The organism is Spirosoma luteum DSM 19990 (assembly GCF_000374065.1).
Taxonomy (GTDB): Bacteria; Bacteroidota; Bacteroidia; order Cytophagales; family Spirosomataceae; genus Spirosoma; species Spirosoma luteum.
On record NZ_KB893246.1, the window covers coordinates 173,189 to 191,286 of the forward strand.

Sequence of the window (18,098 nt, forward strand, 5' to 3'; positions counted from 1 at the left end):
GTAGTAGTTCCAGTGAACCAGAAAGCAGCAAAGTAACCGTAATTTTTCCTGGTTACAGGTTATATGAAACCTATTTAGCCTGAAAAACAACAGGGGCCGTGATTATCACGGCCCCTGTTGCGTAAAAATAAACTATAGATGCGACCTAGTACCGGTCGTCATCGTCTTCCTCTTCTTCGCCAAAAGTAGCATCCGGGTTGAACATAGACCCCAGCAGGTCTTTGAAGGATAATCCGGTGTCCATTGCTTTCTTTCCCACCAGTGAGTGTTCTGCCAGGCCGTGCAATGCAAACTCCATCATGAATAACTTCTCGGATTTGCTCAGCTTCGGATGAAACTGATCCACAATATCATCCAGGCCATCAATTGTCTGTAGCCTGGCTTCGTAATCCCGGTTGGTCAGGTCGTTCAGGATGTCCATCGTATTCCCGTCGCCAAACCAGTCGGTCACTTTGCGGTACGGGTTACCCCGCTTGTCTTTTTTGGCCTTTTCCGGATTCGGGAAATATTGTAAAAACTGATTCCGGATGGCTTTTCCAATCAGGTTCTGAGCCACAATAACCGGACCCTCTACTTCCCCTTCGTACACCAACTCGACTTTGCCGCAAATGGCGGGAACCACACCGTACAGATCGGCAATGCGGACGTGTGTTTCTTTTTCGCCGTTGAGCAGCGTACGGCGTTCGGCGGAGGAGAGCAGGTTCTCGTAAGCGGAAATTGTCATCCGGGCCGAAACGCCACTTTTAGAATCGACATATTCGCTTTCGCGCGCTTCGATAGCTACCTGCTCAATCAAATCGGCAATCAGCTCATTGGCCTTCACCATGCTTTTCTGCTCCTTCTTGATAACAGCCTCCTGCATAGTGATTTTCTTCCCAATCTCGATTGATTTCGGATAGTGGGTCACAATCTGCGAGTCGATACGGTCTTTCAACGGGGTAACAATACTGCCCCGGTTGGTATAATCCTCCGGGTTTGCCGTGAATACGAACTGAATATCGAGCGGAAGGCGGAGTTTGAAACCCCGAATCTGAATGTCACCCTCCTGCAAAATATTGAACAGCGACACCTGAATACGAGCCTGTAAATCGGGTAGTTCGTTGATCACGAAAATGCAGCGGTGCGAGCGTGGAATCAGACCGAAGTGAATTGTACGCTCATCCGAATAGGGTAGTTTGAGGGTAGCCGCTTTAATCGGATCAACATCCCCAATGAGGTCAGCCACTGATACGTCGGGGGTAGCGAGTTTCTCGGTGTAGCGATCACTGCGGTGCATCCAGGCGATGGGCGTCTGATCACCTTTTTCGGCAATCAGGTCAATGGCAAAGCGGGAAAGTGGCTCCAGCGGATCATCGTTCAGTTCCGACCCGGCCACTATGGGGATGTATTCATCCAGCAAATTGACCATCAGGCGGGCAATCCGTGTTTTAGCCTGCCCTCGCAATCCCAGCAGGTTGATATGGTGCATCGACAGAATAGCCCGTTCCACATCGGGGATAACCGTGTCTTCGTACCCCCAGATACCCGGAAAAACGTCTTCTTTGTTCTTGATTCGCTCAATCAGATTGTCACGCAATTCCTGTTTGATGGATCGGGGCTGATAGCCAATGGCCTTCAGTTCGCCTAGTGTGTTGGTAAGTATTAGTTTTGATGCTTTCAGGCTGCGGTAGTTCATTCGTATAAGAGTAATGAGAAATGGATAATGGGCGTTATAAATGGGTATCAGGCCCCGTTACAGCTACGTATACATTACCCAATTCTTCTAACAGGCTTTAGTAGAAAATGGTTTTTCGTTCGGCAAATTGACTAATTTTACCAATTATGCGTCGGGCCGGAACACCCGCTGCTTCCTATGAAGGCTATTATATCATTTTTCTTTTTGCTTGTTGTATTACTGGGCGTAGCGAGTTGTCGCGTTCAGCGTAATCCGCCCGAATTAACGGGTCTGTCGGCCTCCGAAGCATTTGTGGGAGACCCACTACTCCTGACGGGGTACCAATTCGGCTCCAGCCCAACGGTGACGTTTGGCATTGCTACATCAGTTACCACCGCAGCCATCACCAGCCAGGACGAGAATACGATTCGTATAGTGGTACCGGGAATTAAGCCCGGCCCGACTCAGATTCGGGTTCAGACGGACGAGGGTGTTTCGGACCCGCTGCCCTTTGTGGTTAAGCAACCAACTCCCGTTGTGGCAGCTATTAGCCCCACAAACGGGCTTCAGGGTTCACTCGTTGTCATTACTGGTACCTTCCTTAATCAGATTAGGCGGATTCGGTTCGATGATGTCAACGCGGAGATAAAAGACAGTACCGCTCAGCAATTGACCATCGTGGTTCCTGCCATCCTCCCCCGCGGACCGGTGCCCCTGGTGGTCGAGACGGCAGGGGGCGCTGTTTCTAACCGGTTCATCGTATCCGGAACGCCCCAAATTACCAGCATCAGCCCTTTGCAGGCCAGACCCGGTGCAGAACTGGTTATAAAAGGGCAGAATCTGACGGATGGTATTGTCAGTATCAATGGGCTGGTAACCGATAAAGCAACCACAACCGTAAAGGATACCGAAATTCGAACCATCATCCCAGCCACGGCAACATCGGGTTTGGTACGGGTGAGCGTATTTGAAACGCTGCTGACTGCCAGCACGGATACGCTCAAAATCGTTCAATCGCCCCTTATCGCCAATTTGCTCGCTCAGGACGGGATAACAGGGGATAAACTGACCATTGTGGGGCGTAACTTCAGGGATATAACAGCCGTATCGTTGGGCAGTACGCCCGCTACTTTCCGCATTATAAGCGATACACAGCTTGAAGCGACCGTGCCCGCCCTAGCGGCCTCCGGCCCTGTAAAGGTGTCGGCCAGTGGTATAGGAGGCACTACGACCGCTACCGACCCCTTCTTCTTTTACCTGCCGCCATCCAACCTCGTCGTTACGCCGTCCCAGCAGCTTCCCGGCAGACCGCTTACAATCTCCGGCAAAAACCTGTACCGTATTACCACTGTTACGGTCAGCGGCATTCAGGTGCCTATCACCAGCCGGAATGAAGGAGTTGACCTGCTGATTGGTGTACCCCCTGATGCCCTAAGTGGCCAGGTGGTCGTTTCGAGCCGGGCGGGTAGTGCCTCTGCTCCCTTGTCTGTATTGCAGCCCCCCGTCATTACCGCCGTTTTACCCACAAAAGCGCGACCGGGCGACCAGGTAGTGATTCAGGGAAACTTCCTGATGAATGCCCAGATTTTCTTTACCGGTGCTGTAACCGCAGCTGCAGATGGGGGTAAAAATGAAGATAAAGAGCGATGGGTAATCGTACCGACAGCCACTCAGACTGGACCAATACGGATAGTCAATGCAGCCGGAGAAACCACCAGCACAACCTCTTTCACACCCATTCGGCTGGTAACGATTACCGATTTTACGCCCAAGTCAGCTAAAGCCGGAATTGAGGTTTTCTTTACCGGGCAGAACCTGGCTACCGTAACGGCCGTTAAATTCAATGGCGGCACATCGGCCCCGGCTACGTTTAGGGTATCGGGTGGTACATTGGCCGTAACGGTCCCTGCGGATGCAGTTACGGGTCAGATATGCCTGACCAACGACGCGGGTACCGTGTGTACCAGCAGTAATTTCACCGTCACCAAGTAGAGCCCGATGCGGCTCATAGGCATCAGCAATACACTAAAATCGTGGCTATGATTTCAACCATCCGGTTGTTAGCCGCAAGGTATTGTTGCACCGGGCCTACGCGGTTTGAATTTGCCGAACCAGTACTTCATTGATGCGTACGTAACTTTCGTGCGTCCAGCCTGCTACGTGCGGGGTTAGTACAACGCGGTCCGACTGACGCAGGTAATCAAAAGCCATCTGCTGACCCGGCGTCAGTTTTGTTATCTTTTCATTCTCCAGTACATCCAGGCAGGCACCACGAATTTTGCCCTGCTGTAATCCACGTACGACGGCCTCCAGTGACACAATTTCGCCCCGGGCAATATTGATCAGGTAAAATGGTTTGGCAAACCGGTCAATGAACGCATCATTTACCATCGTGCGGGTATCGTCAGTTAACGGGATGTGTAGACTCAGCACATCCGCTTCGGCCATGATTTCGGCCATTGTAGCCTCCTGGACCAATGCACTGCCGTAGTTTGTCAGAAATTTATCGTAGGCCAGCACCCGGCATCCGAAACCACTCAGTCGTTGCGCCGTAGCCCGGCCATTATTACCAAAACCAACCAGACCCACCGTTAGACTCCCAAGTTCGTACCCCCGGTTGCCTTCCCGATCCCATATCCCCTGCCGCACTTCCCGGTCTGCTTTCAGGATAGTAGCAAGCAGTGCCAGTAACATACCAACCGCGTGTTCAGCTACGGCATCACGGTTCCCCTCGCCCGCATGAAAAACCGCAATGTCCCGGCGTTTGGCAGCATCAAGGTCGATCAAATCCAGCCCGGCACCAGCACGTCCGATAAAGCGCAGCATAGGTGCCCGATTAAGTAGCTCCTCGTCAACGTTCGTCTTACTACGAATAATAAGTCCGGTGTAGGGAGGGAGCGATGCCAGTAGTTCGGCACGGGTGATGGTCGGTTTATAGTCGTAGATAAAGCCCGCTTTATCGAGCATGGCAAAAAGGGACGGATGCATTTCATCCGCAATCAGAATAGCAGGTTGATTCTGGAACATTCGGGGCTTTTCGTAACTTGCAGGCTATTAATCTCACATGGTCACCCTGTTTTCGACAGGAGAAGGGTGTAGGTGAGTTTTTTGGCGAAACTACAAAAAGTATATGGAACCACGCCAACCGAACGAAGCAAACCAGTCACTACCTATCAGCCCCAAAGTTGAGGCAGCAACAGATGAAAATCTGAGCAACACCCCATCGCCCAAGCCGGAGAAGCGATCAGGCAATCAATCCCTTTCTAATCGGCAGGATGTCCCGTACCGAAATAGCAATAATCGGGTAGATCACGCTTCTGATGAACCAGATGGCGCAGCCCAGCCAGAACGCTCTTTCAAGCCAGTACCGAATCAGCGGAATAATCGCCAGCAACCGGGCCAGAATGAGGAACAACGGCAAAAAGGTCAGCGCGACAATCGACCGGACCGGGAAAACCGACCGGAGAAAGAAAATAAACAGGAGCGGGAGAACCGGCCGGAGAAAGAAAATCAAAATCGGCCAGATCGGGAGAATCGGCCGGACAGCCGGGGGCAAAGGTCGCAGGAAGGTCGTCAGCGGGGCGAAGGCCGCTCTGACCGCGACCGGGGCAATCGCAATCAGCCTCGGGAATCCCTGTTTGGCGACTCAGATACCCGCGATTTTGGGAACCAGCCCCCGGTAGCAACTGAATATGCGGGACGGGAAGACCGGCTTGTTATCGGCATTTCGCTGGGCGATTACAACGGCATTGGGCCAGAAGTAATTTTGAAAGCCTTACAAAACAACCGGTTACAGAAAATATGCACACCCGTCATTTACGGCTCAATGCGAATTCTGAATCGGTATCGTAACCTGCTCAACCTGAAAGACTGGACATTGAACGGTGCCCAGACGATTGGGCAGATCAGTCATAAACTAACGAACGTTATTACGTGCTGGCCCGACCAGAATCAGGATATTCAGCCGGGGCAGGTAACGCCCGAAGCCGGGCAGGCGGCACTGGCCTGTTTGCAACGGGCCGTGGATGACCTGAAAGAGGGCAAGTTGGATGCCCTGGTAACGGCTCCGATAAACAAGTACAACATTCAGTCGGAGGAGTTCAACTTTCCGGGTCATACCGAATACCTGGCGCAGCAGTTTGGCGTTCAGGATAACCTCATGTTTCTGGTTAGCGATACCCTGCGCGTTGGCGTGGTAACGGGCCATGTGCCGCTGGGAAGTGTCCGGCAGGAAATAACTCAGGAGCGAATTGCTCAGAAGCTAAAACTGATGATGCACTCGCTGAAACAGGATTTCGGCATTGAGCGGCCTAAAATTGCGGTGCTGGGCCTAAACCCACACGCAGGGGAAGAAGGCTTGCTGGGAAATGAAGAAAAGGACATCATCAAGCCCCTGCTCACCCGGCTGCTGGATAAAGGTGAACTGGTTTTTGGCCCCTACCCGGCCGATGGCTTTTTTGGCACCCGAGCCTATCGAAAGTTCGACGCCGTGCTGGCCATGTACCATGACCAGGGTCTTATTCCGTTCAAGGCCATAGCTTTCGAGGAAGGGGTCAATTTTACGGCGGGTATGCCCGCCGTCCGTACATCTCCCGACCATGGTACTGCCTACGATATTGCCGGTAAGAATCTTGCCGATGAAACATCCATGGTACAGGCCATTTATACCGCTATAGATGTAGCCCGTAACCGAAAAGAATACCTGGAACTGGAAGCAGGTAAGCTGAAATAGGTCTATGGTTTACGGTGGCGCAACGTGGTCTGAAAAACCGGCTACTGCTTAACCAGATACCGTAAACCAGATACCGTAAACCATAAACGATTCTCTAATGCTCAAATCAATGACCGGCTTCGGCAATGCGACCGTAGAAGCCGGTGGCCTATCGGCAACGGCGGAAGTCAAAACACTGAATTCTAAATTCCTGGATATTTACTGCCGTATTCCCCGGCAATTTTCCGACAAGGAAATTGACTTGCGGGCCCTGCTCACCCAACAGCTGGAGCGGGGTAAAGTTGAGCTGTCAATAAACCTTGCCCGGACCAGTGCCGTTCGGCCGGGGATTACCATCAACCGCCCCCTGGTGATGGCGTACGTGAGCGACCTGAAAGAAACAGCCAACACTATGCTGATGAGCATTCCTGACGGCGATGTGTTCCAACTGGCCCTGCAGCAACCGAATGCCTACCTGACCGAATCTGCCGACCCCACCGCCGATGCGTCGGAGTGGGCTACTATACTGGCGGCTGTGCAGGAAGCCATCCGACGGTGCGATGCCTTTCGGAAGCAGGACGGTGCCGTACTGGAGAGTAAATTTCAGGAATATATTCAACTTATTACGGATCGGCTGGCTGATGTTGAAGAGCAGGATGTGAAGCGTATCCCGGCGGTACGTACCCGCATGCGTAACTCCGTAAAAGAACTGCTGGACAGCGAGACGTTTGACCAGAATCGCTTTGAGCAGGAGTTGGTTTACTACGTGGAGAAGTTCGACATTTCGGAAGAGAAAGTCCGGCTAAAAAACCACCTCAGCTACTTTCTGGAAGTTCTGGCCACGGAAGAAGCCAATGGCAAAAAATTGAACTTCATCTCGCAGGAGATTGGCCGTGAAGTAAATACCATCGGCTCCAAAGCAAACGACTCCACCATTCAGCGGTTTGTAGTCCAGATGAAAGATGAACTGGAGAAGATAAAGGAGCAGACGATGAATGTGATTTAGCGAGCATCGCTCTATCAGGACCGACAAAATCAACTCGCCGGGTTGATTTTGTCGCTATAAATAACGCTTCCGCAACTGCTCAATCGTCTGGTTAATATCCGATGATAGATTAAATCCCACAACGGCTCCACCAAACAAACCCGTAATCAGAGCCGACCGCACGGCCATGTCCAGCAGGACGCGGGTGTTTGTGGCGTTTGGCGCCGGATAAGGAAACTGCACAGCAATCCACCACACGCCTGCGCCCAGCAAAACAACCAGTCCGTTTCGCCAGGTGAACGGTTGCATAGTAAACGCAAACCCGACAAATAGCGTCCGGGCCAGATTGTACAGGAACGTAGCCAGAGCCGCCCCTATAGCCGCTCCGTTGATACCAAAACGGGGAATCAGGTACTGGTTAGCGGCAATGGTGATAAAAATCAGCACGACAAAAAACAGTGAGTCGTAGGTATAAAAGCGCGAGGTGTTCAGGATAATACCGTTTACGCCTGTGGCCATGTCAATGAGCTTACCCAGACCAAGCCATAGAATAACGTAGTATCCCGCTTCGTAGCTTGGCGGCAGAAACCGGAACACATTAGGCAGGTTAGCCGCTACGCCAACAAATACCAGACACCCCGCAATGAGTTGATTCAGACAGCTTTTTCGGTAGATACTGGCAATATTATCCAGGTCGTTCGTTTTCCACGACTCCGCAATCAACGCCCCCGACACTTTGTATAGCGCTGTGGCGGGTACGGCAATAACGGCGGCAAAATAGGAAGCCGTGCCGTACACACCCGTATCGCCTAATCCCTGTTTGCTATTAATCATCACCTTGTCAATCGTCAGAATAATCTGCGATGAAAGAGCCGTCGTCAGGGTCAGGGCTGCGTAGCGCGTCAGGTTTCGGCGTAATTCGGGGTCCAGGTTGAGGAATCGCCGATGGAGGAACAACGCCTTGTCCCGAACAACGCTACCTATCATCAGCATCGTTTGCAGAAAGAACGCCAACAGCCACAGGCCAAGAAACTGCGGAAAACTCACCCACCCCAGCCAGTAAATTACCCCCGCCAGCAGAATGAGTAACCTCTGGACAAACTGTTGCAGCACCGTACCCGTAACGGGGTTATACAACAACCGGGAGTAATTATCGAAAACAGCAAAGTAAACCGTAAACAGCGTTAGCGGAATGAGCAGGTAATAGTAGTCGGTAAATAGCGCCGATTCCCCTCCGCTGTTGGCGATGAACCAGGGTCGGGCCAGCCATAATCCCAGCACACACAACCCGAAACCGATAAGTGTCGTCAGGCTGGTCAGGAAGAGGTAGCCGTTATGTTGCCGGTCGGGGTTGCGGAAATACGGAAAATACCGCCCTCCCGCGCCGTTGGTGCCCAGATTAGCGAATTGGGCCAGTACCTGCGCCAGCGAAATCAGCAGCGTTAGCAACCCGACCTGCGCCTTACTGAACAGATTCGGAAATAAAAGCCCCTGCGTCAGGAAGCCCACCGCCACCCCCGCGTAGGTGTACACCGAACTCTGAATCGTCTGCCGTTTTATGATACCCATTTTACAATGAGCGACTGCGTGGATGAGCGAATGAGTGAATAGCTGGCGCGAGCAATTTGTTTACGCCAGCTATTCACTCATTCGCTCATTCACGCAGTCGCAATTAGATTCCAGTCCAGTGCCGTGCCGGCGGGGATGTTCTGCGTGGCGGTTTTTCCGATTATGTCGTCGTAATAGCGGGTGTGCAGGCCGTTGGCCGGGCGGATACTGCGCACGTTGTCGGGCGTGAATGGGTCACCCGCTTTCATAGGTTGCACGACGTACAGCGACCGTTTGAATTGCAGGCTTTTCGCTTCTTTGGGGGTAAGGGTATAACTAACTTGCCCCATAGCTAATTGCGCCCGTTCGGTTTCGACAACGAGGCTTTTGAGTTCGTCGGGTTCCAGCGAGAAAGCAGAATCGACACCCCCATCGGTCCGGCGCAGGGTAACGTGTTTCTCCAGCACTACCGCTCCCAACGCTACGGCTGCCACGGCCGCTCCAATGCCCATTGTGTGGTCGGAAAGGCCAACGGGAACGTCGAAGAGTTGCCGCATGTGCGGTATGGTGAACAGGTTAGTCGTTTCGGGCGTGGCCGGGTAAGTGCTCGTGCATTTGAGCAGAATAAGGTCTTTACACCCATTGGCTCGCAGCACTTTTACCGACTCGTCGAGATCAGCTACCGAAGCGACGCCCGTACTCATAATAACTGGCTTGCCGGTCTGGGCTACTTTTTTGAGCAGGATATGATCAGTATTTTCAAAGGAAGCAATCTTATAGAGGGGCACATCCAGCGACTCCAGAAAGTCGACCGCCGTAGTATCGAACGGCGAACTGAAGGCAACCATACCCCGCTTTTTGGCGTGGTCGAAAATGGGCTTGTGCCACTCCCAGGGGGTGTAGGCTTCAGCGTAAAGTTTATACAGGTTTTTATCAGCCCAGAGTGATTTGGCATCCCGAATGTAAAACTCTTCCGAGGCACCGTTGAACGTAATCGTATCGGGGGTGTACGTCTGAAGTTTGAGGGCGTGGGCACCGGCATTCGCTACGGCATCCACGATTTCCAGCGCCCGGTCGAGAGACTGGTTATGATTCCCCGACATTTCGGCAATAACAAACGGGCGATGGTTTGGGCTAATGGTAAACTGGGCAACCTGAATCGGCTGGATACTGCTCATTGACTGTTGATGTAAAGCAAACTTGGCGTATCAAATTTACCGCTTTCGCCCGACAGTACGAAACCCGCCCGCTCGAAGGCCCGTATCGACGCCTGGTTATCAGCCTTGATGTAAGCATGAATCGATACCGCCCCCCACTGCTTACGGCATACAGCACAACCCTGTTGAATCAGCGGAGTAGCCATCCCTTTACCCCGCTGACGGGCATCGACCGAAATGCCGATAATGATTTCGTCGGGCATATCGGCTACGGGTGTTCGCTCGAATCGAACCTGCCCCACCGCTTGCTTCATCTCATTGAAAAATATGAGCAGCAGGGTATTGGCATCGGTCAATTTACGCGTAAACCAGGCCGTATGCGTTTCCAGTGAGATAGGGTTTGTATTGAATGACTGCCGTCGGGTGTCGGGGTCATTTGCCCAGTTGAAGTAAAGCTGAGCATCGCTGGTTTGGGCAGTTCGACAGATTAATTGAGCCATTCAACGTATTGACTTATAGGAGTATGTAAGGGAATAGCGGGGCCTGTATCATCCGGTCTTTTCTGCAATGACCAGTAAAAATAAGCGTCCGGCCTCAACCTGTATAGGTGGAAACCGGACGTTATCTACTAATGATGGGCGATTATTTCTTCGCCGTGTACGTTACTTTCCAGACATTTCCTTTCACCGAATCACTGATGTAAAGCGAACCATCGGGTCCCTGCGCCAGACCAACCGGACGAGCTTTGGCATCGCCGGGGCTGTCCAGGTCGAGCTTACCGGCGTTAACACTGGTACCTGGTGTGCCCTGCTCCGGTACACCGGCAAAATTCTCCGCAAACACTTCGTACTTGCCCGATGGTCGGCCGTCTTTCCCGAACGGGATAAAGGCCACGAAATAGCCCCCCTGTTTTAGTGGGGCCCGGTTCCAGGAACCATGAAAACAGACAAACGCACCGTTTTTGTACCGGGCCGGGAACGCACTGCCGGTATAAAATAACAGGTCATTTGGTGCCCAGTGACCCGGAAACGCCATAATAGGCTTCTCTTTACCAGCGCACCGGTCTACTTTCGTGCCATCACCGCCATATTCAGGAGCCAGAAATTTCTGATTTTTTATCTGGTTGTTGTAGCAGTACGGCCAGCCGAAGTCATTACCTTCTTTCACCATCAAAAACTCTTCGGAAGGCAACTCCGCGCTGGCTTCATCCGTAAAAGCGCCACCCCAGCTATTGAGCATATCGCGGCCATGTTGCAGGGCGTAAAGCGTATTGTTCGCCGTGTTCCAGTCGAGCGAAACAGCATTTCGGATACCGGTAGCGTACCGTTTGCCATCCGCTTTATGCTGATTGAGTTTGTTGGCATCAAACTGCCAGATACCGCCGTACTCCTCCAGAATCGGGCAGGGGTCCATTCCCATCGAGCCTTTCTGCCGGTCTTTCTCCTGACAGGCATTGGAAGGGGCACCGAAATTGACAAACAGTTTTCCATCCGGCGAAATCGTTATCGACTTACTGGCATGCTGCCGCTGGAGCGTTAACCCAACAATGATCGGCTCGGCGGGTGTTGTCTCCATCACCTTTCCGTTGGTTAGTTTATACCGGTACACCGACGTGTCAGACGAAGCGTATAGATAGTCCTTGTAAAGAGCCATACCTGTACCCGTGTAATTACCAAACATCATAGTTTGGTCGGCCTTACCATCGCCGTTCGTATCATTCAGTTCAACGATACCTTTACCCTCATTCAGCTTTTCCAGTTTTACGAAAACCGTTCCAGCCGGGTCTACTACGATATGCCGGGCTTTACCCAGGTTTTCGGCGAAGACCGATGCCTGGAAGCCATTGACAAGTTTAATACCGCCCGTTTCGGGAGGTGTTGTATTTCGACTGACAACGGCGGCCTTTCGGGTAACAGCCGACCGGAATTTTGCGGGCTTTTCGGGTCCGGCAAGCGCAACTGACACAGCCGTCAGTAAAAGAAGCGTTAGTTTCATAATGAGATTAATTCGATTTAAACTATGTCAAAGGAACGGAAGGTTAACGTTAAAAGTTTTTAAAGGTATCCCGGTATGTATAGTCTTTTACCGTTATCAATGGGTATCCAGAATGCCTGCACTACTTTTCTTAATCTATGCTACTAACTACTATGTCAATTCTTCGCCGAACGGCTTTGCTAATGCTTGGTGTCCTGCTGTCGGCATCTCTGTATGCGCAGGGTGATCTACCGACGATTGCACCCTCGCAGCTACCATTACCCAAAGGCTGGCAACTGGCCGGGTCGGTATCGCCTACGGCCGATGGCTCATCGATGCGTACACAGTCGGGCAATACTGTGCTGACGGGTTCCGGCGCGCCCTTAGCCCTGCTTACCCCAACGGATGATTTTCGGTTGCGTTTTAACCTGATGACGACACCCAACGCCGATGTAGTGATGACCTTACCTACCGGCCAGACTATTAATTTGGGAAAAACGCCGGAGATGACGCGGCTTATGAAGGCCCCCGGTTTGTGGCAAACGGTGGATGTGTGGTACGGGACGACGGGGTCTACGGGCCGTTCAGTCCTGGAAAAACTTGCCCTGAACGGGGTAACGGTACGCGAAATGCAAACCTTGTCCAATAATAAGCTGGGGCCGCTAACAGTAGCGTCTGCTTCCGGACCCATAGCGGTTCGGAACATTGGCTACCGGGTCATGATGCCCCGTAAAGTAGCCCAGTGGAGTTCACCCCTCAGTTATACCGTTGTTGAGGGTCAGTTTATCGAAAACCGGGAGAACGCCCGCACCCGGAAAGTGCTGAAACAGGACACTACGTCCGTGCTCAACTACGAGGTGTCGTACGGACAGCCACGTCAGTTTACTATTCTGTTTACAGGTAAACTGAACGCTCTTCAAACCGGTGATTACCGGTTTGACCTGGACCAGGGTGGCGTGGGTGGTCTGTGGATCGACGGAAAAGAAGTGATCCCCACCAGCCACCGGGAACTGGGTCAGACGGCAACCGGCAACACTACGCTGACTGCCGGACCGCATACGGTCGAGGTTTATTTTTCGCGGTCCTGGTTCCGGCCGGGTCTGGGCTTATTTGTCTCCCAGGCCGGTACGCGTCCGCAGCCACTTCATGCCCCGGCATCCTTACCCGAACCTGACCCCGTGGCAGTTATCAGTGTTAATCCCGATTACCACGACCCCATGAATCAGGTACAGCGGATCCGTTCGTTCGTGCAGATGCCGGGCGAGAAAACCAAGCGGACGCACAGTATGTCAGTGGGTTCACCTACAGGTATGCACTATACGGTTGACCTCGATCAGATGTCCCTGCTGCAGGTGTGGAAAGGTGATTTTGCCAACGTCACCGAAATGTGGTATGAACGGGGAGAGCCACAACTGCTTACTCCATTAGGCGAAACGATTTATATGTCGGGCAAAACGCCACTGATGGTATTGGAAAGCGAATCAGCCACCTGGCCCGACAGTGTCAGCGCAAATACCCTCCAGTATAAAGGCATGAACGTAGACAAGCAGGGTACGCCAACGATTGAATACAAACTAGCGGGTACCACGATTATGGATGCTATAAAACCAAACGGCGATGCCCTGACCCGTACCCTGACGCTAACCGGTGCTCCCAGCGGAACGCTCTATTGCCGACTTGCGGCCGGCACATCGGTGGAGGAAATCAGCAAAGGACTTTATGCCGTTAACGACCGTAGTTACTATATCCGTATCGACCCGAAAGCTAAAGTCAGAATGCGCCAAAGCAGTGGTAAACAGGAATTGTTGCTGCCCGTCGATATGAAAAACGGGGCCGGATCGGTTCAGTATTCGATTGTGTACTAGCCCATTCCGCCAGTACCGTAACCTGGACATAACGCGCCGTTTTATGACAACTATGCATAACCCGCTAACCTGGGCTGATTTCGAGAAAGTGGAAATGCGTACCGGTACAATTGTAGCCGTGGAAGCATTCCCACAAGCGCGGAAACCGGCTTACAAACTGACGATTGGTTTCGGTGAGTTTGGCACCAGACGTACCTCGGCTCAGGTAACAGCGTTGTATACTCAGGACGAATTAATAGGTAAGCAGGTGGTGGCGGTGGTCAACTTTCCGCCTAAACAGATTGCTGCCTTCATGAGTGAATGCCTGGTATTAGGCGCCATTGCTGCCGATGGCACCGTAACCCTGCTCCAACCCGAACGAAAAACCGAAAACGGGCAGCGTATTGGTTGAATTAATGTACCATGATTAATAAGTAATGTACAATGACTGACTTGAATAAATCACTTACCAGAGCGACCCTTCTATTCACACTTTCGCTCTTTGGCTCTTTCACTCTTTCAACTGCCCAGCGGCCAGCCGTAGAGGAGGATTATTACCGAATTATAACGCTGCCTATCCCGGAGAATATCAAACTTGAAGTGGGTGGTCTGGCTCCTTTGCCCGACGGACGACTGGCCGTTTGTACGCGTCGGGGCGATGTCTGGCTGGTCAGCAATCCATATATGGAAGGCAGCCGCGTACCGACCTACAAAAAGTTTGCCTCAGGATTGCATGAGCCACTCGGTTTGATGTGGCACCCAAAGGGTTATTTTCTGTGTACACAGCGGGGCGAAGTAACAAAACTGGTAGATACTGACGGCGACGATGTAGCCGACGAGTATAGCTCATTCTATAAGTGGCCGCTATCGGGCAACTACCATGAATACAGCTACGGGCCACTATTACTGCCAGATGGCGACATGGTCATTACGCTCAACCTCGGCTGGATTGGCTACGGAGCCAGCCTGGCCAAGTGGCGTGGCTGGATGCTAAAACTGAATGATAAAGGTGAAATGACGCCCTGGGCAACGGGTCTGCGTTCGCCCGCTGGCTTCGGTATTCTGCGCGATGGCAGCATTCTGTACACCGAAAATCAGGGCGACTGGGTAGGTTCCGGTCGGATGACGCACCTTAGCAAAGGCGCTTTTGCGGGCAATCCCGCTGGCCTGCGCTGGTCAGATGAACCAGGGTCACCATTGGCACTCAAACCCAGCGATGTACCCAGCACGGGCAAGCCTATGTTCGAGGTGGCCAAAACTATTAAGGAGTTGAAAGTACCCGCCGTCTGGTTTCCGCACACGCTGATGGGCATCTCGACCTCCGACTTCAAACAGGATACAACCAAAGGAGCCTTCGGCCCGTTTGCTGACCAGTTGTTCGTAGGCGACCAGGGGCACAGCAAGATTATGCGCGTGGCTCTGGAAAAAGTAAATGGCGAGTGGCAGGGAGCATGCTTCCCCTTCCGCGAGGGGTTTCAGTCTGGTATTATCCGCACCGTTTGGGGGCAGGATGGGTCCATGATTGTAGGTATGACCAGCCGGGGATGGGCTGCCACGGGCAAAGACCCTTACGGCATTCAGCGGCTGGTCTGGACGGGAAAAACACCCTTCGAGATGAAAACAATTACCTCCAAGCCCGACGGTTTTGAGGTAGCCTTCACGCTGCCTGTTGACCGAAAAACCGCTGAAAACCCCAATAGCTACAGCCTGAACAGTTTTTCCTACAAATACCACAAAACGTACGGTAGCCCCATCGAGGATGCCCGGACGTTGCCCATTCGGGGGGTGGTAGTAGCTCCCGATGGCATGAGTGCCCGCATTGTGATGGATACGGTACTGCGCGAAGGCTACATCCACGAAGTAAAAGCAGAGGGTGTCCGGTCGGCATCGGGTAGTCTGGCACTGCTGCATCCGGTAGGCTATTACACGCTCAACGCCATTGCTCCTGGGGAGAAGTTGGCCATAGCGGCTCGCGCTGCGGCTCCTGGCCATAACCACGCCGATATGATGGCAACGGCTTCAACGAAAGATACACCCCCTACCAATAGCAAAGGAAAAACAGGAAAGCCAGCCACAACGGCTCCGAAGATGGCGAAACGCATCATAGCCATGCCTGCTGACTGGACAAACGGTCCCGACCAAACGCTGACCATCGGAACGAAACCAGGTCTGAAATTCGATACCGACAAGCTGGAAGTGAAAGCCGGGAGCCGTATAAAACTTGTGTTCAACAACAACGACGATATGCTGCATAACTTCGTGGTTACGAAGCCAGGAGAGGCTAACTCAGTAGGGGAAGCGGCTCTGAAATTAAACTTGAACGGCCCCAAAATGAACTATGTGCCCAACACGCCTGATGTGTTGTATCACACTAATATTCTTCAGCCCGAGAGTGCAGAAACCATTTATTTCGTGGCCCCTACCACACCGGGCAACTATCAGTTCGTTTGTTCCTTCCCCGGCCACTACTCGCTGATGCAGGGAACGCTGGTGGTGAAGTAAAATGGACGGTCACGACCGTTTAGCCAAAGGATACGAAATCCGGTTGAGATTGTCCTCAACCGGATTTCGTATTTCATTATTCGCTTGTTCGGGTCCAGTGAAAGAAAGTAGCGTGAAAAGGTTAATGAAAAATGTCATTTTTGCAGATGAATCATCAACTAAAGTTACGCTGATACGTTTCTCCTAGTAGTTCTGCATTCACCTACCTGTAATGATCATATATAAGCTGAATGGGCCTGTTATCATCTCGATGATATCGTTGTTTTCCCTGCTGACAAGCATGAAGTTGTTCGCTCAGCGTCGACCCGACGAAACATCTTATTACCGAACGGTGCCCGTTCCAGCCCATTTGCTGCCCATCGAGCGGGCGTACGGTTCGTCGTCATTAGGGAGCGTTTATTTTTATGGAGGTAAAAAACTATCTTCACCGTATTCGCTGGAAATACCATTTTTTGAACTCAACGATCCTGAAGTAACACACCACTTCAAGGCCTTTCGAACGCTGGTAACGGTCGGTCGCTTAACAGCGTTAGTACCACTGGCTTTCATTCTGTTTCAGAACAATAACCGATACAGCGGGGGCGCTTACTGGACGGTATACGGGGGCTCACTTGTGGCCTCGCTAACCCTCACCCTTGTTGGAAATGGACAGGTAAACAAAGCGGTAACACGTTATAACGAAATGCTCATCCAGCCCCGCGTCGGTTTATCGGCTTCGCCCATTCCCATGACCGGGCAAACAGCTATTGGAGCGGGGGTATCGTTGGGATTTTAACCGGCGTCCTTTCTGTTAATTAGTTGGGACGTTACCCCTTCTTTATGGAACTTCTGATGACCGTAGCTATTATCAGCTACATTATTTACCTCCGCTACTACGCCGACCTCCGAACCAAATCGGATAAAGAACTGGATCAGTTACAGATAGGAGTAAAACTATATAATACCGGCCAGTTTGACTCCGCTTTCCACTACTTCGACCAAACCATTCAGGAGCATCCACAGTGGAGTATGGCGTATTTGTATCGGGCACGATGTAAGGTAAAACTCGGAGATACCGAAGCTGCTCTGGCCGATCTGAAAACCGGCGAGAGTTATGACAACACAGTGACTGATATTCACACCGAGATCGGGCGAATTTTGTATGACCAACAGGATTTTGATACCGCCTTTGCCGAATTCGACAAAGCTGTTTTTCATTCGCAGGGACGCGATTCGATGGCGTACTACTGGCGGGGGCGAACGCGGCAGAAACTGAATCAGCCGCAGGAAGCACAACGTGATCTGGATCAAGCGATTACGCTGGAGGAACAGAGCAAAAATGGTATCCCCCCAGCCAGTACGTCAAACGCCTTTTTCGACAAGCGCCTGCTGACCAACATCGCCTTTGTCCTGGTCAATAGCATCGTGCTACTGGTTATCATCAAGAAATCGCCGGTCATTCACTGGCCCTACATTCTGGCGGCCAGTTCGGCGGCTGCCATTGGTTTTGCCGAACCGCGCAAAGGCTGGGTACTAGCCATTATCCAGTCGGTATCCCTGTGGATTGCGTTCACTTTCCTCACCGACCATCCGGCCAATAACGAATTACGGGGTTTGGAAGCATTTAATCTGTACGGCTCAATTGGGTTGACCTTCGTGGGCAGTTTTATTGGGGGAATTCTAAAAAGGTCAATGAAGCAGGGGTGATTTCTGACAGCAGATACGTACAGAAGTAATTAGATAC

At 52.0% G+C, this 18,098-nt stretch carries 14 protein-coding genes; 8 read left to right on the top strand and 6 right to left on the bottom strand.

Going from position 1 to position 18,098, the window contains the following annotated elements; genetic code table 11:
- Positions 1–145: 145 nt before the first annotated feature.
- Entirely contained in the window at positions 146–1,675 is a 1,530-nt protein-coding gene (locus B156_RS0105240; RefSeq protein ID WP_018618595.1) for a P-loop NTPase family protein, read from the bottom strand.
- Positions 1,676–1,852: 177 nt separating this feature from the next.
- Here B156_RS0105240 and B156_RS0105245 point away from each other — a divergent pair, with 177 nt between their 5' ends.
- Complete coding sequence (locus B156_RS0105245) at positions 1,853–3,646, top strand: IPT/TIG domain-containing protein (RefSeq protein WP_018618596.1); 1,794 nt, start codon at positions 1,853–1,855, stop codon at positions 3,644–3,646.
- Between the two features lie 96 nt (positions 3,647–3,742).
- On the opposite strand, the gene B156_RS0105250 is transcribed toward B156_RS0105245, so the two are convergent.
- Entirely contained in the window at positions 3,743–4,681 is a 939-nt protein-coding gene (locus B156_RS0105250) for a 2-hydroxyacid dehydrogenase (protein WP_018618597.1), read from the bottom strand.
- Positions 4,682–4,784: 103 nt separating this feature from the next.
- Here B156_RS0105250 and pdxA point away from each other — a divergent pair, with 103 nt between their 5' ends.
- Both pdxA and B156_RS0105260 read left to right on the top strand, forming a co-directional pair.
- Positions 4,785–6,386 carry a 4-hydroxythreonine-4-phosphate dehydrogenase PdxA gene (gene pdxA / locus B156_RS0105255; RefSeq protein ID WP_018618598.1) on the top strand — a complete coding sequence of 534 codons (1,602 nt, stop codon included), beginning with the start codon at positions 4,785–4,787 and terminating at the stop codon, positions 6,384–6,386.
- 97 nt (positions 6,387–6,483) lie between these two features.
- Positions 6,484–7,371, top strand: a complete 888-nt coding sequence (locus B156_RS0105260) for a YicC/YloC family endoribonuclease (RefSeq protein ID WP_018618599.1) — start codon at positions 6,484–6,486, stop codon at positions 7,369–7,371.
- Positions 7,372–7,425: 54 nt separating this feature from the next.
- Here the strand turns inward: B156_RS0105260 and B156_RS0105265 are convergent, their stop codons facing one another.
- The 4 genes from B156_RS0105265 to B156_RS0105280 all read right to left on the bottom strand — a co-directional run bounded on the left by B156_RS0105265 (position 7,426) and on the right by B156_RS0105280 (position 12,050).
- The gene (locus B156_RS0105265) at positions 7,426–8,919 is read right to left on the bottom strand and encodes a lipopolysaccharide biosynthesis protein (protein WP_018618600.1); all 1,494 of its coding nucleotides are present in this window, start codon (positions 8,917–8,919) and stop codon (positions 7,426–7,428) included.
- An 89-nt stretch (positions 8,920–9,008) separates the two neighbouring features.
- Entirely contained in the window at positions 9,009–10,076 is a 1,068-nt protein-coding gene (pseI, locus tag B156_RS0105270) for a pseudaminic acid synthase (RefSeq protein ID WP_018618601.1), read from the bottom strand.
- Positions 10,073–10,555 (bottom strand): GNAT family N-acetyltransferase, encoded by a 483-nt coding sequence (locus tag B156_RS0105275; protein WP_018618602.1) that lies wholly within the window; start codon positions 10,553–10,555, stop codon positions 10,073–10,075. The genes pseI and B156_RS0105275 overlap by 4 nt, the downstream gene beginning before the upstream one ends.
- Positions 10,556–10,697: 142 nt before the next feature.
- Complete coding sequence (locus B156_RS0105280; protein WP_018618603.1) at positions 10,698–12,050, bottom strand: PQQ-dependent sugar dehydrogenase; 1,353 nt, start codon at positions 12,048–12,050, stop codon at positions 10,698–10,700.
- A gap of 152 nt (positions 12,051–12,202) precedes the next feature.
- Here B156_RS0105280 and B156_RS0105285 point away from each other — a divergent pair, with 152 nt between their 5' ends.
- From B156_RS0105285 to B156_RS0105305, 5 genes are all read left to right on the top strand, one after another.
- Positions 12,203–13,894: a PA14 domain-containing protein gene (locus B156_RS0105285; RefSeq protein WP_245563691.1), complete on the top strand. Its 1,692-nt coding sequence runs from the start codon at positions 12,203–12,205 to the stop codon at positions 13,892–13,894.
- Between the two features lie 52 nt (positions 13,895–13,946).
- Positions 13,947–14,285: a tRNA-binding protein gene (locus B156_RS0105290; protein ID WP_018618605.1), complete on the top strand. Its 339-nt coding sequence runs from the start codon at positions 13,947–13,949 to the stop codon at positions 14,283–14,285.
- A 32-nt stretch (positions 14,286–14,317) separates the two neighbouring features.
- Positions 14,318–16,375, top strand: a complete 2,058-nt coding sequence (locus tag B156_RS0105295) for a plastocyanin/azurin family copper-binding protein (protein ID WP_018618606.1) — start codon at positions 14,318–14,320, stop codon at positions 16,373–16,375.
- Positions 16,376–16,586: 211 nt separating this feature from the next.
- Positions 16,587–17,150: a hypothetical protein gene (locus B156_RS0105300; protein WP_018618607.1), complete on the top strand. Its 564-nt coding sequence runs from the start codon at positions 16,587–16,589 to the stop codon at positions 17,148–17,150.
- 44 nt (positions 17,151–17,194) lie between these two features.
- On the top strand, positions 17,195–18,061 hold the full coding sequence (locus B156_RS0105305; RefSeq protein ID WP_018618608.1) for a tetratricopeptide repeat protein: 867 nt from the start codon (positions 17,195–17,197) through the stop codon (positions 18,059–18,061).
- The last annotated feature ends 37 nt before the right edge of the window (positions 18,062–18,098 follow it).

Coding starts and splice junctions, on each gene's coding strand:
- B156_RS0105240 (WP_018618595.1), bottom strand. CDS start 1,675: ATGAACTACCGCAGCCTGAAAGCATCAAAACTAATACTTACCAACACA.
- B156_RS0105245 (WP_018618596.1), top strand. CDS start 1,853: ATGAAGGCTATTATATCATTTTTCTTTTTGCTTGTTGTATTACTGGGC.
- B156_RS0105250 (WP_018618597.1), bottom strand. CDS start 4,681: ATGTTCCAGAATCAACCTGCTATTCTGATTGCGGATGAAATGCATCCG.
- pdxA (WP_018618598.1), top strand. CDS start 4,785: ATGGAACCACGCCAACCGAACGAAGCAAACCAGTCACTACCTATCAGC.
- B156_RS0105260 (WP_018618599.1), top strand. CDS start 6,484: ATGCTCAAATCAATGACCGGCTTCGGCAATGCGACCGTAGAAGCCGGT.
- B156_RS0105265 (WP_018618600.1), bottom strand. CDS start 8,919: ATGGGTATCATAAAACGGCAGACGATTCAGAGTTCGGTGTACACCTAC.
- pseI (WP_018618601.1), bottom strand. CDS start 10,076: ATGAGCAGTATCCAGCCGATTCAGGTTGCCCAGTTTACCATTAGCCCA.
- B156_RS0105275 (WP_018618602.1), bottom strand. CDS start 10,555: ATGGCTCAATTAATCTGTCGAACTGCCCAAACCAGCGATGCTCAGCTT.
- B156_RS0105280 (WP_018618603.1), bottom strand. CDS start 12,050: ATGAAACTAACGCTTCTTTTACTGACGGCTGTGTCAGTTGCGCTTGCC.
- B156_RS0105285 (WP_245563691.1), top strand. CDS start 12,203: ATGTCAATTCTTCGCCGAACGGCTTTGCTAATGCTTGGTGTCCTGCTG.
- B156_RS0105290 (WP_018618605.1), top strand. CDS start 13,947: ATGCATAACCCGCTAACCTGGGCTGATTTCGAGAAAGTGGAAATGCGT.
- B156_RS0105295 (WP_018618606.1), top strand. CDS start 14,318: ATGACTGACTTGAATAAATCACTTACCAGAGCGACCCTTCTATTCACA.
- B156_RS0105300 (WP_018618607.1), top strand. CDS start 16,587: ATGATCATATATAAGCTGAATGGGCCTGTTATCATCTCGATGATATCG.
- B156_RS0105305 (WP_018618608.1), top strand. CDS start 17,195: ATGGAACTTCTGATGACCGTAGCTATTATCAGCTACATTATTTACCTC.